The following is a 25773-nucleotide window of genomic DNA, read 5'->3' on the forward strand; positions in this document are numbered from 1 at the left end:
GGGAGTGGCAAAATTTGTATAGCAAATATTTCAATAAATAATTCGTGGAAATTAGTGTAATTCGTGGCTAAAAAAATTTTCATACTTTAGTACCACCATTTACAAAACCAAAACTCACAAAATATGTTTCAGAAAATTACTCTTATTGCGCTTCTAATAGCTTTCGTTTCCTGCCAGAAAAAAGAAACTGTTGAAAAAGACAAAATCAAATTGGCCGACTGGTTAATCGGAAACTGGGAAAACACTTCTACAGAAGGCGTTTTAAGCGAAAACTGGCAAAAACTAAACGACAGTACTTTTAGCGCTTCTTCTTATTTTATAAAAGGAAAAGACACTTTGCATTTTGAAACTATTATTTTGGCTCAATTAGGAGAAACGTTAACTTACAAAGCAACTGTAAAAGGGCAAAACGACGACAAACCTGTTTTCTTCCCTGCTACTTCTGAGACAGATAAACAGTTGGTTTTTGAAAATCCTAAACACGACTATCCTCAAAAAATTACTTATATAAAAGGTGCAAATACTTTGACAGCAGAGATTTCCGGAAATTTGAATGGAAAACCAAGTTCTGAGAAGTTTGTGATGACAAAGAAGTAAATATGAAGTTACTAAAAGGCTGCCTAATATCTTTAATTATATCCATTTTACTTATCTTGGTTGGATTTTATTTTCTTAAAAATAACATTCTAACCAACTTAGAAGCATCAAATAAGGAGGTAAATCAAAAATGGAATAGTTACATCTCTATTTTAAAAGAAAGAAACTCTCATTTACTAAAGCAGAATTTAAAAAATGACAGCTTAAAATATTATTTTGAAAAAAGCAAGTCAATAAATTTCAAAGAAAATTCGAAAAGATTTGAATACAACGAGTATAAAATAAATAAATTCATCAAACCAGATTCTTTAATTCTAAGTTTAAATGATTCATTAAATTCTAATATAAATACCTATAACAAAGTTGCTAGGAAATATAATTTTTATAAATTAAAATTCCCAAATTCTTTCATTATCAGAAAAACAAATCTCAATAAAAGGTTTAAATATTTTGAGATTAAATATGGCTCAGACAACGAAGAAATAATGTCGAAAAAGAAAAAAAAAGGCGAATGGATTAAAAATGGCGGAACATATCCAATGTAATATTTATCGAAATAAAACTAACTATCAAATAGTTACACAGAAAAATTACAAATCATGAAACTATACATTACTTTATTCTTAGCATTTGTTTTAATACTATTAACTTCTTGCAAAAAAGAAATCAAAACCGAAACTCCCGTTAAAACCTATCCTAATCTTGCCAAAGCCAAATGGTTTATAGGCGAATGGGGAAATAAATCGGCTGAAGGCGAACTTACCGAACGTTGGAAAAAAGAAAATGATTCGGTTTATTTTGGCGAATCTTACTTTGTTGTGGGCGAAAAAGATACCGTTTTTGGAGAACATGTAAAGCTTGAAGATAAAAATGGCAAACTGTCTTTTATCGTTACTGTTCCAGGACAAAATGACGAACTTCCGGTTACTTTTGAAATGACTTCATCTACAGACAATCAGATTGTTTTTGAAAACCCAAAACATGATTATCCTTCTAAAATTGTTTATAATAAAGTTGGAAATGATTCTTTAGTTGCAGAGATTTTCGGTTTAAAAAAAGGAAAAGTGGCTTCTGAGAAGTTTTTAATGGCAAAGAGGTAATTGTTTTAAAATGTGGTTTATTATACTTGGTTTTTCTTTTTTAGGGCTTATTATTCTAGTAAATGGTATTCTATATTTAAAGTATTCGTATATTCCAAAATCATTTATACCTCTTGAAAGTAAAATAATTCGTTTTGAAGAAAGGATAAGATGGCGTGATGCTGCAGGAAGTCCAAGAAATCCAGAAGTATCAGAAACCTACTATACGCCAATTATAGAATATACTTTTAATGGTGAAAAACATACGTATCAAGGACAGATTCCGATAAGGTTTGCAACTTATAATTTCAATCGCAAAATAGCATTATACATTAATCCAAAAAAGCAATCTGATGTCAGACATAAAGTTAAATACCATTGGGAATGAGCTATGGAATGGCTATGAAAAGCATAATGAAATTCGAGCTTTTTTAATTGATTTAATTCAAAGCGGAACTACTTCTTTTATTTTTAAATACAATCGAATAGAAAAATCAATGAATACTACTTTCGATTTTAGATTTTATTGCATAGAAAATCAAGTTGAAAAAGAGTTATTCTACGTTAATTGCAGTTCTACCAGAAAGACTTTGCTTTCTTTTTTATCAATTCTTAATCATATTACTGAAAACTATGAAATTGATTTAGTAAATGAATTCGCAAACGACGGTTATTTTTATGATAGTAAGAAGGAAGAAATTGTACGATATATTTATCCATAATTTCTAACAGAAAAAGTCCAATAAGAAAGCTTAGAAGCTCAGAATCTTAGCAACTTAAAAAATCACTCATTCTCCCCAATCTTATTCACCATAAAAATCATCAGAATCCCTAAAAGGGCCATAATTAAAAATGCCCATTTCATACTTAAATATTCGGAAATAAAACCAACCATTGGCGGTACCAATAAAAATCCCAAATAACCAATTGTAGATATTGAAGTTAAGGCAGAACCACTGCTTAGTTTTGAAGATCTTCCAGCAATACTAAAAACCAAAGGAACTACGCAAGAAACTCCAAATCCGATTAAAACATAACCGAAAATAGTTGGGTAAGCATATGGGAGAATAAAACAGATTCCAAAACCTATTGTAATTAAAATTCCGCTGTACAAAAGGATTTTTTTAGTTCCAAACTTCATTACACCATAATCGCCAAAAATACGTCCCAAGGTAACTGCGGAAGCAAAAAAGACAAATGCTGCACTGGTTAATTTTGGAGAAGCTTTTAGAATATTTTCGAAGTAAATTCCGCTCCAGTCGTACATTGTATTTTCGCAAGCCATAGAAACAAAACAAATCAAGGCAAACTTAACCAAGTTTTTTTCGGGCATTGAGAAGAATTTCTTTTTAACTGGAACAGGTTCATTATGAATACTCATTGGGTAAAAACAAGCCGTTAGCGCCAACATAAAAACACTCACTCCCAATAAATGGTGCGATGGTGCAATTTTCTGTGTCACCATTACATACCCCAAACCAGCTCCTGAGAAAACGGCTATACTCCAAACCGCATGAAAACGAGTAATAATTGATTTTGGATATAATTTTTGCACTTCAAGCGACTGTGCATTAATCGATAAATTGAAAATATTACGAGAGGCTCCAAAAATTAAAAGTACAATAACCAACTGCCAAACAAAAGCTACCAAACCTGGCAATGAGAGCACAATATTAAACATAATGGCTCCCAAAAGCATAATATAGCGGCTGCTGTATTTATTCAATAATTTTCCTGTAAAAGGCATTGTCAGCATTAAACCAATCGGAAAAGCGAATAAAACGGCTCCAAATTGTGCTTCACTTAAATGTAATTGTGCTTGTATATGTGGAATTCTCGATACCCAAGAAGAATATCCAAAACCTGAAAGAAAGAAAAAAACTGTATTAGCTATACGATATCCTCTAGGAGTGTTTTGAATTTTTTTAAAGAAAGATAAAATCATGAAGTTGTTTTTCAGACTGCAAAATTAAGGCTTTTTTCAGGGGAAGCTACTTTCTTTCTCCTTTTTTCACAAAAACTTAAATTTCTTTCCAATAGTTCAAAAAACAGAATCCCCTTGCTTTCTTAAAAAAATCTTAAGATTTACTAAATAAATCATTAAAATATAATTTGTTATAGGAAATATAATTTTTACATTTGCCCTGTTTTTATTTATTCTAAATAAGAACTAATTATAAACCAATAAAAATTAGCAATGAATTATGTCAGTTTGAAAACTTCACGTTTTCTATTTACACTCAGTTTTTTATTTTCTTTCCTATCCGGTTTTGCACAGAATAACGGAAAAATTAAAGGAACCATTACTACCTCAGATGGTGAATTGGCCGCAGGAGTTAACATCATTTTAAAAAATTCCAAATATTGGACTGTTTCCGATGAAAACGGAAATTTCGAATTCAACAGGGTAAAACCAAACACTTATACTTTACAAATTTCATTAACTGGTTACGAGACTTCAGAAAGCGAAGTAATTGTGGCAGAAAGCGAAACTTCAACTATCAATTTACAATTAAAAGTTTCTAATAAAGAATTAAAAGAAGTTGTAGTAAATGGTAAAAAGAGCATCTTGTCTAAAAAAACAGATTATGTTGCCAGAATGCCTTTAACTAATATTGAAAATCCACAGGTTTACAGTGTAATTCAAAAAGAGCTTTTACTACAGCAAGTAGCAGTAGATATTAAAGGTGCTGTTATGAATGCCCCTGGAGTTGTATCAATTAGTTATCCTTCGGGTGGAGTTGGAATGATTTTCAGAGGATTTTCTATTGGAGTCAATTCCCGTAACGGAATGGAAACAGTTTCGGGACGTTCTTCTGTTGATCTTGGTAACGTAGAGCGCATTGAAATCTTAAAAGGACCTTCTGGAACTTTATTTGGTTCTTCGGTATCTTCTTTTGGAGGTGTTGTGAATCTTGTTACAAAAAAACCTTTTGAAACAACTGCTGCCGAAGTATCTTATACAACTGGAAGCTACAATTTAAACCGATTGACTGTAGATGTTAATACCCCTTTAAATCAGGAAAAAACAGTTTTATTCAGAATCAACATGGGGGTTCACAGAGAGAAAAGCTTTCTTGATTATGGTTTTAACAACACTCTCCTATTCGCTCCAAGTTTAACATATAAGGCATCTGACAAACTTACTTTTAATTTTGACGCAGAGCTTTATAATGTGAACAACACCAGACGTACTTATAACACTTATAACGCAGATTCTGGAATAACAAATCCTAGTCAGTTACAAATTGATTACAAAAAATCGATGTTTCATGATGATAACGATGCTAAATCAACGGCTACGAAATTCTTTGGACAAGCTGAATATCAAATATCCGAAAACTGGAAATCGACAACTGTATTCTCTTTTGTAGGCGAAGATGTAGAACGCAGTTACCAAAGTTATGCTGTGTGGAGTTCACCAACACAGACAGCTAGAAGAGTTGGACTTTGGGGACCTATTTTTAATAACTACACCAACATTCAGGAAAACATTAACGGGCAGTTTTCAACTGGAAGCATCAAACATAAATTCTTAGCTGGTGTAAACTATAGACTTTACAGTTCAAACTTTTCAGGCGGATCGACTTTTACACTTGACAATATTGACGTTACAACTCCTTTCAGCCCTATCAGAAGAAAAGCAGTTGATGCCGGTCTAAACCTAACAACTTCTCCCGTTGCCGACCAAAAAACAATTAGTGCGTATGCTTGCGACGTAGTAAATTTTACAGATAAATTTTCTGCAATGTTAAGTTTGCGTCTGGACAATTTTGAAAGAGCAAAAGTTGGAACTGTGGAAGGTTACAGCCAGACCGCACTTTCTCCTAAGTTTGGATTAGTGTATGAATTTGTAAAAGATCAGGTTGCGGTATTTACAAACTATATGAACGGTTTTCAAAATGTACAGCCTGTAACGCAGCCAGATCAAACGTTATTAGTTTTAGACCCAATTTATGCCGTACAATATGAAGGAGGTTTAAAAGCAGAAACGTCTAATAAAAAATTAAGCGGTTCTATTAGCTACTACAACATTACAATTGATAATGCAACAAGAGTTGATGCAGGATACACTATTCAAGATGGTAAACAGGTAAGTAAAGGTGTTGATTTTGAATTAATGGCAACTCCAATTAACGGACTTAGCATTGTAAGTGGATATGCCTATAATGACAACCGAATTGTAAGAGCTTCTGATCCTACTATTGAAGGAAAAAAAGCTACAAGTTCTCCTGAGAATGTGGTAAACTTCTGGACTACTTATACTTTCCAAAATAAATTGAAAGGATTAGGAATTGGTGCAGGTGCAAACTATATTGACAAGAACTACTTTACAGCAAATAACTTAGTTTATATGCCTTCTTATACCGTTTACAATGCAACTGTATATTATGAAAAACCAACATGGAGATTAGGTTTAAAATTTAACAACATTACAAACGAAAAATACTGGGATTTCTGGGGTTCATCAATGGCGCCAGCCAATTTGTTAGCTAACCTAACAATTAAATTTTAAGATCTAAAAAACAGTTAAACTGACGCCTCAATTTTATAAATTGAGGCGCTTTTAATTATAACAATCAGAATTATTTTTATGACTTTTAAAAAACTCATTCTTAAAATTCACTTGTGGCTGGGGTTAGCCTCTGGCCTCATTGTAGTTATATTGGGTGTTACAGGATGTCTATATTCTTTTGAAGAAGAACTACGTCCAATTGTTCACGATTATTATCAGGTCGATCAGGTTAAAGAAAAAAAACTTCCTCTAAGCCAAATTATAGAAATTGCAAAAAAAGCCAACACAAATCCGAAAGAATCTATTTCAGGATGCCGAATCGTTAATGAAGATAACCGCACTGTAATTGTTTGGTTTTTTGAAGAGTTAAACCCAGATGCTTTTTGGTATTGGAATCAATATCAAAGTACTTATCTCTACGTAGATCCTTACAGCGGAAAAGTAAAAAAACAAGAAAATGTCAATTTTGAGTTTTTTGTTTTTGTTCGAATGTTGCATCAAACGCTATGTTTAAACGGCAAAATTGGAGATTATATTACAGGAACAGCAACTATTATATTTATAATTTCTTTAATTACAGGTCTTATCCTTTGGTGGCCCAAAAACAAACAAGCAGCCAAACAACGTTTTTGGTTCAAGTGGAAAGATTCTACAAAATGGAAGCGTAAAAACTACGATTTACACAACATCATGGGGTTTTATTCTCTATTTTTTGCTTTACTAATTGCCTTAACAGGTTTAGTCTGGGCATTTAAATCGTATGACAAAGGAATACAATGGCTATTGAATGGAGGAAAAACATATGAAAGAGAAAAAATCGTATCTGACACTACTCAATACACAAAAATCAATTCGACCGATAAAGCCTTTGCTTCTCTAAAACAATTGCATCCAAAAGCAAAAAGTTATTATTTATTTGCTCCAAAAGAAAACGACTCTTTGGCAACTTTTAATACTTTCATCAGATACAAAAATCGTTTTGACGATACAGCTGTAGATTTTGATCAATATACCGGCAAACCACTTAGAACAATAAGATACGAAGATCGAAATAATGGTGACAAATTCCGTTTTATAAACTACGACCTTCATGTGGGCAGTATTCTGGGTTTTCCGGGAAAAGTACTTGCTTTTTTTGTCAGTATGATTTGTGCTAGCTTACCAATCACTGGATTTCTGATTTGGTGGGGACGAAATAATAAAAAAGCTAAATAGTAGTACCATTAACCACAATAAATTATAGTTGCCAAAACATATAAATGATATACTTTGAAAAACTTTAAAACAGATTCTTTACGAAGAGTGAATTAATTTGGAGTTTTTTAGACTTTTTTATTTTTAACTATTCTAAATAAGATGTATGTTTGTAAAAAATATCATTCAACTAATTTTTAAACTTGATCTTATGAAATCAAATACTCTAAAAACATTAACTTTTTTATTTTTAATGCTTTTTGCCGCACCACAAATTTTTGCTCACGCACTTTGGATCGAAACTAAAGCAACAGGAACAAAAGGAAAAGCTCAGGAAATCTCTGTTTACTTTGGAGAGTTCTCTGATAATGATATTACAAAAGCCGACAAATGGTTTTCTGATTTAAAAGATTTCTCTTTGGTGGTTATTTCTCCTTCAAAAAAAGAAACTAAGCTTACTTCTAAAGCATTAGACAATAAATACCAAGCTTTCTTTACTCCAACTGAAGATGGAGTTTATACTATTGTAATGCAACATACTGTAAAAGATGTTTACGGAACTATGAAATTAGATTACAATTCAAGCGCAACAGTAGTGGTTGGAAACAAAGCAACAGGAAACAATATTACATCAAACACGAATAAAATTGCTGTATTCTCAGAAAATGCAGATGTTGCAAAAAAAGATACTAAAGTTACAGGAGTTGCTTCTTATGAAGGTGCTGTCGCTAAAGAGGCAAAAATAAAAGTAATTGCTCCAAACGGATGGGAAAAAGAATTATGGACTAACGATAAAGGGGAATTTTCTTTTACTCCAATCTGGTCTGGAAATTATATGGTAGAATATGCTCACACAGACAAATCTGCTGGAGAACACAATGGAAAAAAATACGACGAAATCTGGAAAATGGCTACCTACCAGATTGTTGTAAAATAATTTTATAAGAAACTCATTCTTAGATTTTAATTTCAATTGAAAAAACCTTGCTTTATGGCAAGGTTTTTTTTGTTTATTAAGACTGACATTAATACAAAATTAAAATATCATTAGAAAATTCCTAAGCAAATCTTAAGAAAAGACTAAGTAAGGTTTAAGTAAGAAAACCACTTCATAATTTCGTGTTAAAGAACATGTGTATTTATATTTGCAGTCAATAATTTTTATTGAATCTAAATAAATACCAATGAAATATAATTTACTACTAGCATTAGGATTATTGAGCTTTGCCTCTTACGGTCAAGATTATTCAAGTAATGAAAATACCTCTTCAGTTAGAGATACTGTAAAAAATAAAAAAGGAGAAATTCTTAATGAAGTTTTAATCACAGCAAATAAACCCAAAAAACCAATTGAAGCAGCTCGTTCTGGAATCAAAGTAATGGACTTACCGCAAAGTGTTCAAATCGTTGGCAGCGAAATTATAGAACAACAACAAGCCATCAGATTGAGTGAAGTAGTAAAGAACCTAAATGGTGTTTATGTAGGTTCTGCTCGTGGTGGCGCACAAGAATCTTTCTTTTCGAGAGGTTATGATATGAGTGCCAATAATATGTTTAAAAACGGGTTCCGCTACAATGCAGGTTCTATACCTGAAGTTTCTTCTTTAGAAAAAGTAGAATTCTTAAAAGGAGGTTCGGCTTTATTGTACGGAAATGTTGCACCAGGTGGAATTATGAATTTAGTTACCAAAACGCCTAAATTCACGCAAGGTGGCGAAGTATCGATGCAAATTGGAAGTTATTCTTATTACAAACCTACTATTGATTTTTATGGTCCTTTAAATAAATCTATTGCATACCGTTTTACAGGATCTTATGAAAACTCTGAAAGCTTTAGGGATTTTGTGAAAAACGAACGTATTTACGTTAATCCTTCGTTTTTATTTCATCTATCAGATAAAACGCAAATTACAGTACAGGGAGATTATTTAAGCGCAGATTGGACTCCTGATTTCGGTACTGGAATTTATGGAAAAACCATTTTAGATTTGCCACGTAACGAATTCTTCGGAGCACTTTGGTCAACTGCAAATACTAAATCTTCCAGCGCTTCGATGTTATTTAATCATGACTTTAACAAAAACTGGAAATTAAACTTTAATTCTTCTTATCAATATTATAGAAGAACACAAACTTCTACTGCACAATTAAGTACAATTGACGCTAACGGAAACTGGAAACGAGGTTTAACAAAATCTGATGCTGCTGAAAACATTTTTGGTGATCAGTTAAGTTTACAGGGAACTTTTAATACTGGAGAAATCAAACATCAGATATTTACTGGAGCTGATTATGAGAATTCTATGGCGCCTAGTTATACTTATGGTTTTTACGCAACACCAAATGGTACAACTGCTATTACTACAGAAGCTACTGCAATAAATTTATATACATATGATTACAGTACACAAAGTCGTAATATTCCATACCCAACCAGAGCAACACAATTAGCGACTACCAATACACAACGTTTTGGTGCTTATGCTCAAGATTTGATTTCAGTTACAAAACATATCAAAGTTTTAGCAGGATTACGTTGGTCATGGCAAGAAAGTTATGTTGCAACCGCGAAAGAAACAGTAAAACAAGGAGTTATTACAACTTCACTTGAAAATGCAGAAACAGTAGACGGAGCAAAAACAGTAAACAAAGCTTTTTCGCCTAAAGCGGGATTGGTTGTACAACCTACTAAAGACTTATCATTATTTGCAAGTTATTCTAACTCTTTTACTCCAAACACTGGAACAACAGTCGATTTAAAACCTTTAGATCCATCTATTATAGACCAATATGAAGCGGGTGTAAAGAAAGATTTCTGGGGAGGTCTTTTGAGTACAAACGTTACCGTTTATCAAATTACAAACAACAATTTAGCACAAACTGCTCCTTTTTTAGCAGACGGTGTTACACAAAATGCCAACACTTCGCTTAAAGAATTAGTTGGAGCTACAAAAGGAAAAGGAGTTGAGATTGATATTACCGCTTACCCTGTTGAAGGCCTTAACATCATGGCTGGTTATAGTTTTAACGAAACCAAAGTATCAAAATCATCTGGAACAAACGGAAGTCTTGTTGTTGGAGATGTTTTAGCAAGAACACCAAGAAATACTGCCAATTTAAGTTTTTTCTATAAACTACCTAGCGGTTTCTTTAAAGGAGTAACTTTTGGAGCTATCGGAAACTATATTGGCGATCGTACTGGAGGATGGAATGATGATTATCTTTGGACAGCAGTTACTCCTACTCCAACTAATCCAAATCCAGATCCGGCTTATACCATCACTATCAGAGATCGTGATATTCCATTAGAAGGATATGTTACTGTAGATGCTTCGCTTGGCTATGAATGGAAAAAAATCTCAATCTTATGCAGATTATCAAACATTACAAACGAATTAAATTATACTGTTCACGAAAATTATAGTGTAAACCCAATCGCACCTCGTCAGGTTATGACAAGTCTGCGTTATAAATTCTAAAGACTTTTGAATTAGTATTCTTTCTATTTTTTTTTTGAATATTAAAACCTCATCTTACTAAAGGTGAGGTTTTTTATTTTGTAAAAAAATGTCTTTATTATAAGTACTTTTGTCTTAAAATCGCCTTTTATATTTTATATATGTCAAACACGACCAAAAACCAATTGACAAAAACTTTAGGACTTAGTTTCAATATTGCCGTACTCATTGGAGGAACAATTGGAGTTGGAATTTTAAGAACTCCGGGGACTATTGCCGAAATGCTTAACAATTATTGGCTTATTCATGCCTGTTGGTTATTTGGTGGTTTGTATGTTTTACTTGGTGCCAATTCCTATTCAGAGTTGGCAACAATGCTTCCAAAAGCAGGAGGTTCTTATAATTACATTAAAAGAGCTCTAGGTGATTATGCTGGTTTTTTATCTGGTTGGTATGATTATATTGTCAATGCTATTCCGCCTGCTTTTTACTGCATTGTAATTAGCGAATACACTATTATTTTATTTCCTGAATTAGCCAATTATTCAACTGTTCTATCCATTTCTTTATTAATTGCTTTTGTTTTACTGCACTTGAGCGGTGTAAAAAACGGTAGCGTAATTCAGCAGATTACCAGTTTCTTAAAAGTAATTTGTTTTGTGGCTTTAGTTGTTGCTTGTTTTATGTATTCTGGAGTTGACGTTCCTTCAATAAAAACAGACAATTCTATCTTTCAAATAGGACTAATTTTTGGATTTTTCAAATCATTACAGTTGATTATTGGAACTTACAATGGCTGGAATGCTGTTTGCTTTTTCGCCGAGGAAAATGACGATCCTAGCAAGAACATCCCAAAATCATTATATAGTGGAGTTCTACTGGTTGTAGCCATTTATATTTTGGTAAACGCTGCTTTCTTTCACGTTTTGCCAATCGAAACTTTATCCAAATCAAATTTGGCTGCTGCTGATGTTGCCAAGATTCTTTTTGGAGAAAAAGGAGCCATAATAGTTACCGTAATTTCCATTTTTTCCTTAATCAGTATTTTGAATGCTTTTATGATGATTCCACCGAGAATCCTTTACGGATTAAGCCGTGACGGATTTTTTATCAAAAAAGGAACTCAAGTAAATAAAGGTGGTACTCCTATTGTTGCACTATTAGTTTCATCTTTTTTTAGCTTGTTTTTAATTTGCATTGGCTCGTTTGAAGTATTATTTTCATTCGCTGCTTTTATCTCAATAATTGTTTGGGGACTAGCTTATTATTCACTTATAAAACTAAGAAAATCAGCACCTGATTTGATAAGACCGTATCGTTCGTTTTGGTATCCGTGGACTACTATAATTGCCATTATTATTTCGATTGGATTATTATTAGGCTTTATCTATAGCGATCCTACTGCTTTTGCTGTAATTGTTGGAATTACACTGGTTTCTTATCCTTTGTTTTTGTTTTTGAAGAAGAAAAAATAAATCATTTAATATTTATACACCATTCTTGTCATTCCGAGGAACGACGAATGACAAGATTGTGGTTAGAAAACAACAAACCCGACAAATTTTAAAAATCTGTCGGGTTTTGTAATATAACTAAGTTTGATTTCTTATTTCAAACCTGCCAAACTCTGCTCGATTGTAGCGATTTTTGCTAAAGCATCAGCTTGTTTTTGTTTTTCTAAATTAAGAACTTTCTCTGGAGCTCCGTTTACGAATTTCTCGTTAGAAAGTTTTGCTTCTACAGATTTTAAGAATCCTTTAGTGTAATTCAATTCTTCTGTCAGTTTTGCGATTTCAGCTTCAACGTCGATGTTTCCTGTAATCGGAATGAAATATTCATTTGATTTTACACGGAAAGACAATGCTCCGTCTACTTTTTCAGAAACATATTCGAAAGCCGAAACGTTTCCTAATTTAGTTATAATTGAATCAAAGTAAGTTGAAACATTTTCGCTGTTGATTCCTTTTAATTCGATTGCATCTTTAAACGGAATGTTTTTGTCTTTACGAATTGTTCTAATTCCAGAAATTACTTCAATTGAGTTTTCAAAATCTGAAATTAATTTTGCGTCAAATGGTTTTACTTCTGGCCAAGTTGAAACAATTAAAGCTTCTTCAGGAGTTCTTTCAGCAATTAGCTGCCAAATTTCCTCTGTCAAGAAAGGCATAAATGGGTGTAATAACTTCAAGTTGTTTTCTAACATTTCGATCGCTTTCGCGAAAGTTACGCTGTCAATTGGCTGTTGGTATGCAGGTTTAATCATTTCTAAGAACCAAGAACAGAAATCATCCCAAACCAATTTATAAATTGCCATTAATGAATCTGAAATTCTGTATTTCTCGAAATTATCTTCAATATCAACCAAAGTCTGCTGTAATTTCGCTTCGTACCATTCAATAGCCACTTTTGATGATTCTGGTTGCGGAATAGTTTCTGAAACTTCCCATCCTTTAATCAATTTGAAGGCATTCCAAATTTTATTTGAGAATGCTTTTCCTTGGCTGCATAATTCTTCATCAAACATGATATCGTTTCCTGCAGAAGCACTTAAAAGCAATCCTACACGAACTCCGTCTGCACTAAATTTATCGATCAAGTCTAAAGGATCAGGAGAATTCCCTAATGATTTAGACATTTTACGACGTTGTTTATCACGAACTAAACCTGTCAAATATACATTTGTAAATGGTTTTTCTCCTGCATATTCATAACCTGCAATAATCATTCTCGCAACCCAGAAAAATAAAATATCCGGACCTGTTACTAAATCATTTGTTGGATAGTAATATTTGAAATCTGGACTTTCTGGATCCATAATTCCACCAAAAACTGACATTGGCCATAACCAAGAAGAAAACCATGTGTCTAACGCATCAACATCTTGTTTCAAGTCAGATGTTGTAAGTGAGCTGTTAGATGTTTTTTCTTGTGCTAATTTTAAGGCGTCTTCGATGTTTTCTGCAACTACGAAATCTTCTTTTCCGTCTCCGTAATAGTACGCTGGAATTTGTTGTCCCCACCATAATTGACGAGAAATATTCCAATCGCGAATATTGTTTAACCAGTGCGCATAAGTGTTTTCGAAACGTTTTGGATGTAATTTAATATCTCCTGTTTCTAAAACCGACTTAATTGCTGGTTTTACTAATTCTTCCATTTTTAAGAACCATTGGTCTGATAATCTTGGTTCGATTACCGCTTTTGTTCTTTCAGAAGTTCCAACTTTATTTAAGTGAATTTCTGTTTTTGCTAAAGCACCAATTTCTTGAAGTTCTTTCTCGATTTCTTTACGAACTACAAAACGGTCTTTTCCTTGATACTGTAATCCGAAGCTGTTTAAAGTCGCGTCTTCATTAAAAATATCAACGATTTCTAGATTGTGTTTTTCACCTAACGTTTTATCGTTCATATCGTGTGCAGGCGTTACTTTCAAACATCCTGTTCCGAATTCTACATCTACATATTCGTCTTCGATAATTGGAATTACTCTTCCGCAAATTGGAACAATCGCTTTTTTACCTTTTAAATGTGCAAAACGCTCATCGTTCGGGTTGATACAGATGGCAGTATCTCCAAAGATAGTTTCAGGACGTGTTGTAGCAATAGTTAAGAAATCTTCTGAACCTTCAATTTTATATTTTAAGAAAAACAGTTTTCCTTGTTGTTCTTCGTAAATTACTTCTTCGTCAGATAAAGTTGTTTTTGCTTCTGGATCCCAGTTTACCATACGGTATCCTCTGTAAATTAAACCTTTGTTGTATAAATCAACAAACGACTTAATTACAGAAGCAGACATATCTGGATCCATCGTAAATTTAGTGCGTTCCCAATCGCAAGAAGCACCTAATTTCTTAAGTTGCTCTAAGATTGTTCCGCCATATTTATCTGTCCATTCCCAAGCGTGTTTTAGGAATTCTTCACGGGTCAAATCGTTTTTATTGATTCCTTCTGCTTTTAATTTCGCTACCACTTTTGCTTCAGTAGCAATCGAAGCGTGGTCTGTTCCCGGAACCCAACAAGCGTTGAATCCTTTAAGACGTGCACGACGAATTAAAACATCTTGAATTGTATTATTCAACATATGTCCCATGTGAAGGACTCCAGTGACGTTTGGCGGCGGGATTACAATGGTGTACGGTGTTCTATGATCTGGTTCTGAATGAAAATAGTTGTTTTTCATCCAGTAGTCATACCATTTACTCTCAATCGTCTTAGCGTCAAATTGTGCTGGAATTGTCATTTATATATGTTTAATCGTTTATTTGCTTAACCGTTTAATCGGTTTTATCGTTGGCTTTAAATTGAATTATCTATTTGTTTTTCTGCTTTAAAAAAAATCATTTACAAATTAATCTATGCGATTAAACAAATAAACGATTAAACAGTTAAACAAAAATTTGGTTCAATTTTTGTAATTATAACTCACAGCAAAAGTAAATAATTAAGTAGACTATAAAAAGCGAATTAATAATTTGTGTGTTAATTAAAAGAATGTATATTTACTTACAATTAAAAACTAATTTCATATGAAAAATGCAGCCTCTTTTATTGCAGTCTTATTGTTTAGCGCAATAGGTTTTGCACAAAATGGCCCAAAAATTGAATTTGCAGCCCCAGACAATACAATTGATTATGGAAAAATTTCTAAAGGTGACAACGGACTTCGTTCCTTTGAATTTACTAACACTGGAGACGCTCCTTTATTAATTACAGGTGCAGAATCTACAGTAAGTTCTATCATTGTAACCAAACCAGCGGCAGCAATTCAGCCGGGCAAAAAAGGAAAAATCGATGTAAAATATAATATGGTCGCAGGGCCTATTCGTAAAACTATTACTGTTGAAACCAATGCAGTAAACTATCCTGATGGGCGTGTTGCTCTTAAAATAAAAGGAGAAGTTCAGTAAGGTTTTTAAAAATATAAAAACAATAAAAGCCGTTTCTTAAATTAGAAACGGCTTTTTTATTCGTTATAATTTTCAAAATTAAACCCGACAGATTTTAAAAACCTATCAAGTTTCTTAGATTTTTTTCTTACTTCTCAGCACATTCAACTGTGTCGAATTTATATTTAACCTTTTCAAAATCGATTGGTTTATCTTTTACTAAATAGGTTACGCCCATTGTTGTCTGCATGGTTCCGTTTCCTAAAATAAGTTGATTGTCACGTTTTAACAATGCCATCGGATTTTTGAATGTTTGATTTTCTTTATTCACTTTAAAAGTATAGTCTACAAATAAAGTATCTCCATGAAACTCACCTGTAACTTCACCCGATCTAACTGTCGAAGGAGCTACGTTCATAGTCATATCTCCCGATAGTTTTCCGTTTTTTAAAGTGTTCAATTTTAAATCTATTGTATCTTTTTCATAAATTGCTTTATAACAAGCGGTGCTTACTACTACCTCACCATCTGCTTTAGCAGCTTCAACAGCTTTTTGTTTTTCTTCATTTTTACAACTTTGCAATCCGATTACGGATAAAAGCAAACAAGATAAGGCTAGATTTCTCATAATTATTTCTATTTGTTGATATACTATAAAATTAACGAAAAAAGGTTGTTCTTCTTACAACAAACTTTATAAATTTTTAATTACAAATTCAGATCTTCTATTTAATTCGTGATCTTCCTCAGAACAAGCATCATCCGTTTTGCATTTTATAATCGGAACCGATTCTCCATAACCTTTTGCAGTAATTCTTTTGGCTTCGATTCCAGATTGAATAATAAATTCTCTTGTCGAGTTTGCTCTTTTTTGCGATAAATCTTCATTGAATTTAGCATTTCCTCGTGAATCAGTATGAGAACCTATTTCGATTATCATTCCAGGATATTTCTTCATTAATTCAACAACTCTTCCTAAAACTACTTTCGATTCTTTACGGATGTACCACATATTATAATCAAAGTAAATCGGATCGGTTTTAATTAATAAGCGGTCTTTGTCTTTCACAACATCTTTTTCCTGTGCCAGAATTTCTTTTACCTTTTCTTGCTTTTTAACCTCTGCAGCAGCAATTTCAGCTTCTTTTGCTTTTTTCTCTTTCTGCTTTAATTCTATTGCAGCAAGTTCTGCTTTTTTCTTATTTTCTTCTTCGATAATAATTTCCTGTTTCCTCTTATTTTCAGCAATTTGTTTTTCTTCCTTTTTAATTGCTTCTAAAGATCTTAATGCCAACGAAGCATCATTAACTTTATCTCTTGTTTTGTCTAACGTCAGTATTTTTGAAGCATTGGTGTAATTTTCTTTAAATGCTACAATTTTATAAGAAACCTCACAAGGAACTGTAAAACTGAATTTTCCATCAACAGAAGTTGTAATCGTATTCAAAATTTTATTTTCTGAATCCTGCAATAATACTGTAGCATTTTCTAAAGCCAACTGCGTATCTACATCTGTAATTGTACCCGCAATAAACTGTTTACAATCTTCAACAATTAAATCTTTAATTTCTTTAAATTGATAAATATCGTCTCCGCCTTTTCCTCCTTCTCTATTGGATGCAAAAAATCCTTCCTTAGTATTAGAATCGATATTAAAAGCAAAATCATCTGAATTTGAATTTAAAGGTAAACCTATATTTACTGGTTTTGAATATTCGTTTCCATTTATTTCAGCAACAAAAACATCCAATGAACCATAACCTAAATGTCCATCAGAAGAAAAATAGAGCTTATTATCTGCTGATACAAAAGGAAATTGTTCTCTTTTATTGGTATTAATTTCTGATCCTAGATTTTTAGGAGTATCAAAAGCTCCTTTATTGATATTAACCGAATAAATATCAAAAGAACCTAATGAACCTGGCATATCAGAAGCAAAATATAGCACTTTTTCGTCAGCGCTTAAAGCCGGATGCTCTGTTGAATAATTTGGACTATTAAAAGGAAGCGAAGTTACATTCGTCCATTTTCCATTTACTAATTCGGCTTTAAAAATCTGAAGATTGGAGATTTTCTTGTCGTCTTTCTTTTTTCTTTTATTTTTAGAATTATTTCGGGTAAAATAAATTGTTTTTCCATCTTTTGTAAAAACAGCATTCGATTCATGCATTCCTGTCTTTAATTCTTTAGCGAAATAATGAACAATAGAATCAGCTGAATTTATATTTTTTAACGGAATTGCTACCAAATTCAGATAGGTTTTATTATCCCATTTGTATTTTTTATCAAATAAATTGGTTTTCAATTTAACTCCGGCAAAAACCAACTTATCATTGTATTTCACAGCTCCAAATTCGGAATTTGGAGTATTTATAGCTAGATTTTTAATCTCAAAACGTTTCCCTATTGCGCTTACATTCTCAAGGTTTTTAAGGTCCTTTTCAAAGGCAGCAACATCTTCTGGATTTGATGATTTTGAATAATATTCCTTTAAAACAGCATTCGCATCATCATAACTATTAGTCGCTTTTAAAGTTTGAGCGTATCTAAAATAGTATTCTCTATCCAGATTATTGCTGTAGTTTTTCACCAAAAGACGGTAATAGCGTTGTGCTTTTACCAAATCATTGGTATAATAATACGAATCGGCTAAATTCTTTATGACTTCTTGAGAAGGTCTTTCGTCAGCTAATTTTTGGTATAAAACGATAGCTTCAATATAATAAGTTCTGTCAAAAAATTTCTTTGCTCTTATCAATTCCTGATCTTGGGCACTTATAAACTGTATTGAAAATACGAATATAATAACGAGTAGTTTTTTCATATTTTTCATTTTAAAAGAATCTTGGTGATTTATCAAATCCTTTTCCTAATAGATCTAAATCGAACAACAACATAATTTCATGTGTTCCAGAGTTAAACTGCCCGAAATTCGTAAGCGTGTAATCGTATGCATATCCGACTCTTAGCGTTGGTGTGACATTGATATTAAATAACGCACTTACCGAATCGTCGATTCTATAAGCTGCACCAAATTCAAACTTTTCGTTATACAAAATATTGGCTGTAACGTCTAAAGTTATTGGAGCTCCTTTAACAAATTTGGACATAAAGGCAGGTTTCAATTTCAGCATATCATTCAGCTGAAAAACATAACCAGCCGTTAAAAACGTGTGTATTTCTTCTGAACCAAAAGCATTTATTCCTGCTTTTTCCTGAATATATTTCGATTTCAACAAATTAGGAACCGACAATCCAACATAAAGATTATCTCTAAAATAATAAGCTCCAACTCCTATATTCGGTTTTGTAGCATTTATATTTTCTGCAAAGGCAACATCGGTTTGAGGATCTGTAAAACGAAATCCGTTGAAATTAGTCTGCATAGACGAAAAACCCGCTTTTAAACCAAGTGATAATTTATTTTTCCCAGCTAATTTTAAAACATAAGCAAAATCAGCGTAGACATTGTTTTCTTTTTTTGCACCATCTCCAATATCATCTGAGACAAATGAGATTCCGGCTTCTATTTTATCTGTAATAGCACTGTGACCAAAAAATGTAAAGGTTTTTGGAGCTCCATAAGCTCCAACCCATTGTGTTCTGTACAATCCTCCAAAATTCATCATGGCGGGCACTCCAGTCGCGTAAGCTGGATTGACAACACTCATATTATACATATAGTGCGTATACTCCGGATCTTGCTGTGCAGCAACTGATAAATAAAAAAGGAAATTTATAAAGAGTAGTATTTTTTTCATTTGAAATTATATTAAAAATATAAAAGAGATTAGCGATTTAAATAAAGACGACCTTGTTTAGGCGGTTTATTGTCTTTATTAAACTGAAGCACATAAAAATAAACTCCGTTGGGCGCTATTCCGCCAGCAACACCACTCTGTTCGTAGTTCTTACCATCCCAGGCTGGTTTATTTTTATCTCCTTTATACATACCATTTCCGTATCTGTTATAAATTTCAAGTGTATAGTTTGGGTATAAAAATTCAATATCTTTTATTACAAACGAATCGTTAACCCCATCTCCGTTTGGAGAAAACCCATCGGGCACAAAAAAATCATTTGGTACATTATCGCATGCTGTCAAGGTTACTGTAACTTCTACATAATCTGAGGAAAAACAATCAGTATTGGGTAAATTGAATCCATAATAAGAACCTCTTTCAATCAAAGGAGTTGTCGCAGATAATAAATTTCCGTTGTTTGGAGCATCATACCAAACTACAGTCGAAGGTATATTCGTATTGTTTGATAAATCTGTAATAGTCGGATTCTTTAATCCACAGAAATTTTGTCCATCCAAATTTAATACTGGAGCAGGCGAATCGTTTACAGTAACTACAGCCATTGCCGCTTCAGAAACACAACCAAATGAAGACGTTTCTCTTACATAATAATTACCCGATTGCAAAAGTACTGTGTTTGCTAGTGGTGTCGTTGCTGTTTCTGAACTATACCATTTATATTGATTTCCATTTGGAACTAAATTAGCAACCGTAGCTTCTTCTACTTTGCAAAATTGCTGCGGATTTACAGTTGGAGCTACCGGAATTGGATTGACTAAAAAATCATCAAAAACATTCTGCAGCACATTTTGACAGCCTGTAACATTATTTGTGACGTTAATTCCTGTAATTGTTGTTGCTCCAGAATTCGCCAGTAAAGCCAAAGGAATAGGAAAACTGGCATTTCCGTTTACTACTCGTAAACTAACAGTTTCTAACGCTGACGAATTACTGCCCGAAAGACTATAAGAAAGTGTTACATCATTAAGATTTGTTAATCCTGAAACGTTTGCTGTAAACTGTTGGTTCAAACAATTATCATTAACTGCTATTTTTACCGCTGTTACATTGGGAAGAGGATTAATCGTCAGATTTCCTATTAGATTTGCAGTATTACCACATTGTGGAGTAGGATATGTTATATTGACAATATTTATAATATTAATTACTGTCAATCCACTTTTTACATTTAAGTTTCCTGGAATTTCAAAATTCCCCTTACCTCCTTCTGTATGTAAAACAGCCGTTTGCGCTGTTGCTAAATTATCGCCATAAAGATTATAAGTAATGCGATAATCGCCATCAGATAATTGAGGTGCCGTAACCAAAACCGATGCTGCATCGTTCTGACATGTTGGATTAGCCGTCAGTACTGCTCCATCCAAACGTGGCAAAGGATAAATATTCAACTCTGTTGAAAATGGACTAAATATATTGACACAAGATTTTTTACTTGTAGTCGACACAATTCCCGTAACGGTAATTGTAAATTTCCCAACCTGTCTAAAATAAGCTGAACGAATTGGGAAACTTACCACTCCATTTGCAAAAGTTGCCGCTACAGTTTCTGATGCAGAAGATGGCCCAGTGACAGTAAATGAAACATTATAAACCCCATTCGGAATAGAATCAGGTCCCTGAGTAATTCTTGCTGCATAGGATGCCGTTGCAATCTCAGATTCACAGATATCTTTTTCTACTACAATTTTTGCACCTGTAAAATCTAGTCTTTTCTCTAATGAAATAGTTACTGGAATAGTCTTATTTGGACAAACCTTATTGTCAGGAACAGCGAGAACAGTGTACTGATAGGTATAATCAAAAGCTCCATAGGTATCAAAAATTTCCTGAAGATTTACATTGTGATCTGTATCTGAAGTTATACCAAGACCAGTCCAAGTACCTCCCTTGTCTTGATCAGTTAGTAGCTCATTTAAATCATAATTGGTATATCCAGCCAAATCTGTAGTACCACATAAAGTTAAATTCGTTGCCTTTCCTGTTCTTGGAGCTCTTAAAACGGTAACAAATACGGTAGATGAGAGTGTTGCGGAAGGACACTCCGCCATTCCTGGTACAGTATATATAAGTTCGAATGTTGTTTTTTCGTTAATATCACCTACAAATATCGGGGATTCTACTATCTGACCACCAACAGTTGTCCATACTCCATTCGAATGTGGCCCCATTATTTTGCTATCAAAAGCATTAAAAAGATTGTATCTGCCTACATCACTACAAATAGTAGCTTGTGATCCGACTCCTGCATAAGGACCTATTATAAGTGTCACGACAGCAGTATTATTTACACATCCTGCAGTAGCGGGAGCAGTATAAGTATACTTGTATGTTCCAGCCTGACTGATAATCTGGGCATTTAAAATTCCTGTAACAGGATCAAGCCCTCGTGGAGTATTATTGGTGGACCAAGTTCCACCAGGAACTGGTGATCCGCCCAACAGCGAAAATAGAGATAGTGATTGATTCGCCGGATTTTCAATATCACAAATTACTTTCTGTGAATCGATTCCAGCACATTGTGCACTAAGTTTTGCAGGAAAAAGGGTTAAAAAAATAAAAATCGTTACAAATTGTAAGAAATTAATGTAGTTTTTCACCATAGATTAAATTTTTGTTAAACATAGTAAAATATACAGGTACAAAACTAATTTTAACAACCGTTTTTTCACAAAAACAAAAATACTTTTAAACAAAATCAAAGTTCATCTTCCAATTTAAATCTGAATTTAAGCACTACACTATTGCGTTCAACTTCTAGATTTATCCAGATATCTTCTTCAGATTTTAAAAGATTATTAATCTGTTGCAAACTGTATTTATAAGGTTGAATCCTATTTATACTTACAATAATATCTCCTTTACGTAAACCACATTTTTCGGCTGCCGAGTTTTTACGTACATTCACAATTTCGTAAACAGGCTTAAGGGCGAATTTATACTTAAAATTATTGTTGTTTTTTTCTCTTTCCTGAATTTCGTCAATAGTTGAAGCCACCCGAACAGTCTCTAAATGCACCGTTTCCTGAACCCACTGCAATCCATTATGCTGAATCGTAATACCACTTTTATTATAGGTAAAAGGCTCCGAAAATCGACTGTTTTTCTTTAAATAAAGTTCCTTTTCTTTATAATTCAATACCAAAGTAAAACGCTTAAGCACTTCTCCTCCAACCGAACCAATACGTCCTGGGACCATCTTTACATTTCGAATAGAAATAGAATCTGGAAATGAGACAATAGTTTTTTTGAAATCAAATTTATCAATAGAAAACTCGTCTATTTTTGCGCGATGTCCTTCGATATCTCCGCTAAATCCCTTTCCTAAAAAATCTGGAAAATTCTTATCTGGGAGTTTAATTTTATCATTTTCGAAAATCCAAAATGCATCGCTATTACCAATATCAATAAGCAACTTCGCCGGAATCTGAATATTATTAACCGTTGCCATAGCAACCAAATATGGTTTTGATCTTTCTATAGTGATTGGAACTTTTTCAAATTTTCTTTCAAGCTTTTGCTGAAACTTATCACTCTTCGTATGAACTATAATTTTCTTTTTTTGATAATTGATCTCTACTAGATTGTTCCTAAAGAATTTATGACCTATAATTCCATTAACAGGAATCCCAATATGAGACGATAAATTAAAACTTTGATCGAGAATAATAAAAACCATATGGTCATTAGATTTTAGACCATGAGTTTCTAGAATATTTTTTGTTGATTTTAACCCTTCAATTTCTTCTTCACTTCCCAATCCACGAAGTTTGATTTTTTCAACATTGTTAAAACTTACTTCCTGTCTTTCTTCCATGCTGAATAAAATTGTTTCTTCAACACCTGAATCTAAGAGAAAATTAAGCTCTACTCCATTTACTTTTATAGGTATAAAAATAAGATTATTAATGAGTTTAAACGGCACTGTTGCCTTTGTTGCATTGTTCTCTAATAAAAAATCGCCTTGTCCAAAAAGCAAAAAAGGTAAGAATAACCCAAAAAACAATACTATATATTTTTTCATTGACAATATTTTATTATAAAATTACTAAATATATTTATTATTGTTACATTTTTAGAAGTACCCGTATTGTTTACGTTAAATTCGAAAAAAATATGCAAATTTGCACTTCAATAATTTATACTCATGCCAACAATTTCACACAAAGGCAAAAACATGCCTGAATCTCCGATACGCAAGCTGGCTCCTTTTGCAGATTTAGCAAAGAAAAAAGGACACAAGGTGTATCACTTAAACATTGGTCAACCGGATATCAAGACACCCGAAGTGGCCATCGAGGCGGTAAAAAATATTGATTTAACTCTTATAGAATACAGTCCGTCTGCCGGATATGAAAGCTATAGAAAAAAATTAGCAGAGTTTTACCAGCGCCAAAATGTAAACGTTAACCCAGAAGACATCATTGTAACAACTGGTGGCTCTGAAGCCTTACTATTTGCGCTGGCCACAATTACAGATCCTGGAGACGAAATCATTATCCCAGAGCCTTTTTATGCTAATTATCACGCGTTTGCTTCTTCTACAAGTGCAACTGTAGTCCCTCTTGTTTCTACTATCGAAACAGGATTTGCTTTGCCAAGTATTGAAGAAGTTGAAAAACTAATTACACAAAAAACAAAAGCCATTCTGATTTGCAACCCTGGAAATCCAACTGGATATTTATATTCTGAAACAGAAATTAAGCAATTAGCAAGCTTAATTAAAAAACACGATTTATACTTAATCGCCGATGAAGTGTATCGTGAATTTTTATATGATGGAGATGATGTGCATTTTTCTGTAATGAATTTAGAAGATGTACAGCAAAACGTAATCATGGTCGATTCTGTTTCTAAACGTTACAGTATGTGCGGAGCAAGAATTGGTTGTCTAGTAACTAAAAACAAAGAAGTTCTAGCAACAGTAATGAAGTTCGCTCAGGCGCGTTTAAGTCCGCCAACAATTGAACAAATTGCTTGCGAAGCTGCAATAGATACGCCACAAAGTTATTTTGATGAAGTAATTGGAGAATATAAAGAACGTCGTAATACTCTAATCGCAGAATTAAACAAAATCGAAGGAGTTATTGTTACCAAACCAAAAGGTGCATTTTATTGTATTGCAGAACTTCCAATAAAAGATTCTGATGATTTTGCACAATGGCTTTTAGAAAGCTACAATTTAAACGGAGAAACAGTAATGATTGCTCCTGCTAAAGGTTTTTATTCAACACCAGGAATGGGATTAAATCAGGTTCGTATTGCTTATGTTTTAAACAAACAAGATTTAATTACAGCTGTAAACATCTTAAAAGAAGCTTTATCGGTTTATAATAATAGATAAAACAATCAAACTTAAACTTTCAAAAGACAATAGCGATTTTCGTTATTGTCTTTTGTTTTTATGAGGCAATTTTAAATTATATCCAAAAAGGAACAATTAAATCGTAAAAAGCATAGAAAAGGTTTCCCATTTATTAATTATCTTTACCGCCTTAAAAAGATATACCCATTATAATAGCAGTTTTTAATGATAAATAACGAAGATTTTATAGACGAAATTGGTGACAGTCATTTCAGCAGTAATGCTCAAAACCCTTTAAGACCGGATGCTTTTGACATAACTGACGAAGAAAAAATAGAAAAAATTAAAAAAGATGTCGAAAGCATTCTTCAAACTCTCGGAATGGATTTGACAGATGACAGCATCAAAGGAACTCCAAATAGAGTTGCTAAAATGTTTGTAAAAGAGATTTTTGGAGGATTAAATCCTGCAAAACAGCCAAAAGCTTCTACTTTTGACAACAATTACAAATACGGCGAAATGCTGGTAGAAAAAAACATTACCGTTTATTCTACTTGCGAACACCACTTATTGCCAATTATTGGACGCGCTCACGTAGCTTACATCTCAAGCGGAAGAGTTATTGGTCTTTCTAAAATGAACCGTATTGTTGAATATTATGCTAAAAGACCTCAAGTGCAAGAGCGTTTAACTATGCAGATTGTTCAAGAACTTCAAAAAGCTTTAGGAACCGAAGACGTTGCCTGCGTTATCGATGCGAAACACCTTTGCGTAAACTCACGCGGAATTAAGGATATCGAAAGCAGTACAGTAACTTCTGAATTCGGAGGAAAATTTAAAGACCCACAAACTAAGAGAGAATTTCTTGACTACATCAAATTAGAAACTCAGTTTTAAATATTTGGTTGATTGATTAA

The 25773-nt window shown here is 33.0% G+C and carries 20 protein-coding genes; 13 read left to right on the forward strand and 7 right to left on the reverse strand.

Annotated elements, in window-relative coordinates; translation table 11 throughout:
* Positions 1-123 precede the first annotated feature (123 nt).
* The 5 genes from NQQ59_RS06290 to NQQ59_RS06310 are packed head-to-tail and all read left to right on the forward strand — an operon-like array spanning position 124 to position 2398.
* Positions 124-597, forward strand: a complete 474-nt coding sequence (locus tag NQQ59_RS06290; RefSeq protein WP_144214804.1) for a DUF6265 family protein — start codon at positions 124-126, stop codon at positions 595-597.
* A 2-nt stretch (positions 598-599) separates the two neighbouring features.
* A complete protein-coding gene (locus NQQ59_RS06295) occupies positions 600-1142 on the forward strand; it encodes a hypothetical protein (protein WP_144214805.1) in 543 nt (180 codons plus the stop codon).
* A gap of 54 nt (positions 1143-1196) precedes the next feature.
* Positions 1197-1697: a DUF6265 family protein gene (locus tag NQQ59_RS06300; protein ID WP_144214806.1), complete on the forward strand. Its 501-nt coding sequence runs from the start codon at positions 1197-1199 to the stop codon at positions 1695-1697.
* A gap of 10 nt (positions 1698-1707) precedes the next feature.
* Complete coding sequence (locus NQQ59_RS06305) at positions 1708-2064, forward strand: hypothetical protein (protein ID WP_144214807.1); 357 nt, start codon at positions 1708-1710, stop codon at positions 2062-2064.
* Positions 2030-2398, forward strand: a complete 369-nt coding sequence (locus NQQ59_RS06310) for a hypothetical protein (protein WP_144214808.1) — start codon at positions 2030-2032, stop codon at positions 2396-2398. Before NQQ59_RS06305 ends, NQQ59_RS06310 begins: the two co-directional genes overlap by 35 nt.
* 62 nt (positions 2399-2460) lie before the next feature.
* Here NQQ59_RS06310 and NQQ59_RS06315 read toward each other — a convergent pair whose 3' ends face one another.
* Positions 2461-3621, reverse strand: a complete 1161-nt coding sequence (locus NQQ59_RS06315) for an MFS transporter (protein ID WP_144214809.1) — start codon at positions 3619-3621, stop codon at positions 2461-2463.
* Positions 3622-3873: 252 nt separating this feature from the next.
* Here NQQ59_RS06315 and NQQ59_RS06320 point away from each other — a divergent pair, with 252 nt between their 5' ends.
* The 5 genes from NQQ59_RS06320 (at position 3874) to NQQ59_RS06340 (ending at position 12319) form a co-directional block, all read left to right on the forward strand.
* A complete protein-coding gene (locus NQQ59_RS06320; RefSeq protein WP_144214810.1) occupies positions 3874-6192 on the forward strand; it encodes a TonB-dependent receptor in 2319 nt (772 codons plus the stop codon).
* Positions 6193-6270: 78 nt separating this feature from the next.
* Complete coding sequence (locus tag NQQ59_RS06325; protein WP_144214811.1) at positions 6271-7407, forward strand: PepSY-associated TM helix domain-containing protein; 1137 nt, start codon at positions 6271-6273, stop codon at positions 7405-7407.
* 190 nt (positions 7408-7597) lie between these two features.
* Complete coding sequence (locus NQQ59_RS06330) at positions 7598-8323, forward strand: DUF4198 domain-containing protein (RefSeq protein ID WP_144214812.1); 726 nt, start codon at positions 7598-7600, stop codon at positions 8321-8323.
* A gap of 247 nt (positions 8324-8570) precedes the next feature.
* Positions 8571-10865 carry a TonB-dependent siderophore receptor gene (locus NQQ59_RS06335; RefSeq protein WP_144214813.1) on the forward strand — a complete coding sequence of 765 codons (2295 nt, stop codon included), beginning with the start codon at positions 8571-8573 and terminating at the stop codon, positions 10863-10865.
* A 140-nt stretch (positions 10866-11005) separates the two neighbouring features.
* Complete coding sequence (locus tag NQQ59_RS06340) at positions 11006-12319, forward strand: APC family permease (protein ID WP_144214814.1); 1314 nt, start codon at positions 11006-11008, stop codon at positions 12317-12319.
* Positions 12320-12450: 131 nt separating this feature from the next.
* Here NQQ59_RS06340 and NQQ59_RS06345 read toward each other — a convergent pair whose 3' ends face one another.
* Entirely contained in the window at positions 12451-15084 is a 2634-nt protein-coding gene (locus NQQ59_RS06345; protein WP_144214815.1) for a valine--tRNA ligase, read from the reverse strand.
* 286 nt (positions 15085-15370) lie between these two features.
* Between NQQ59_RS06345 and NQQ59_RS06350 the strand changes: the two genes are divergently transcribed.
* On the forward strand, positions 15371-15751 hold the full coding sequence (locus tag NQQ59_RS06350; RefSeq protein ID WP_144214816.1) for a DUF1573 domain-containing protein: 381 nt from the start codon (positions 15371-15373) through the stop codon (positions 15749-15751).
* Positions 15752-15878: 127 nt separating this feature from the next.
* Here NQQ59_RS06350 and NQQ59_RS06355 read toward each other — a convergent pair whose 3' ends face one another.
* From NQQ59_RS06355 to NQQ59_RS06375, 5 genes are all read right to left on the reverse strand, one after another.
* On the reverse strand, positions 15879-16358 hold the full coding sequence (locus NQQ59_RS06355) for a hypothetical protein (RefSeq protein ID WP_144214817.1): 480 nt from the start codon (positions 16356-16358) through the stop codon (positions 15879-15881).
* 66 nt (positions 16359-16424) lie between these two features.
* Positions 16425-18554 (reverse strand): OmpA family protein, encoded by a 2130-nt coding sequence (locus NQQ59_RS06360; protein ID WP_144214818.1) that lies wholly within the window; start codon positions 18552-18554, stop codon positions 16425-16427.
* 10 nt (positions 18555-18564) lie between these two features.
* The gene (locus tag NQQ59_RS06365; RefSeq protein ID WP_144214819.1) at positions 18565-19491 is read right to left on the reverse strand and encodes a PorP/SprF family type IX secretion system membrane protein; all 927 of its coding nucleotides are present in this window, start codon (positions 19489-19491) and stop codon (positions 18565-18567) included.
* A gap of 29 nt (positions 19492-19520) precedes the next feature.
* Positions 19521-22154 carry a gliding motility-associated C-terminal domain-containing protein gene (locus tag NQQ59_RS06370; RefSeq protein ID WP_144214820.1) on the reverse strand — a complete coding sequence of 878 codons (2634 nt, stop codon included), beginning with the start codon at positions 22152-22154 and terminating at the stop codon, positions 19521-19523.
* A 95-nt stretch (positions 22155-22249) separates the two neighbouring features.
* Complete coding sequence (locus NQQ59_RS06375; RefSeq protein ID WP_144221505.1) at positions 22250-23575, reverse strand: PDZ domain-containing protein; 1326 nt, start codon at positions 23573-23575, stop codon at positions 22250-22252.
* Between the two features lie 123 nt (positions 23576-23698).
* Here NQQ59_RS06375 and NQQ59_RS06380 point away from each other — a divergent pair, with 123 nt between their 5' ends.
* Positions 23699-24895 carry a pyridoxal phosphate-dependent aminotransferase gene (locus tag NQQ59_RS06380; protein WP_144214821.1) on the forward strand — a complete coding sequence of 399 codons (1197 nt, stop codon included), beginning with the start codon at positions 23699-23701 and terminating at the stop codon, positions 24893-24895.
* Positions 24896-25081: 186 nt separating this feature from the next.
* Positions 25082-25753, forward strand: coding sequence for a GTP cyclohydrolase I FolE (gene folE, locus NQQ59_RS06385; RefSeq protein ID WP_144214822.1), 672 nt, complete (start codon positions 25082-25084; stop codon positions 25751-25753).
* The last annotated feature ends 20 nt before the right edge of the window (positions 25754-25773 follow it).

It is taken from the genome of Flavobacterium panacis (genome assembly GCF_024649945.1).
GTDB lineage: Bacteria > Bacteroidota > Bacteroidia > Flavobacteriales > Flavobacteriaceae > Flavobacterium > Flavobacterium panacis.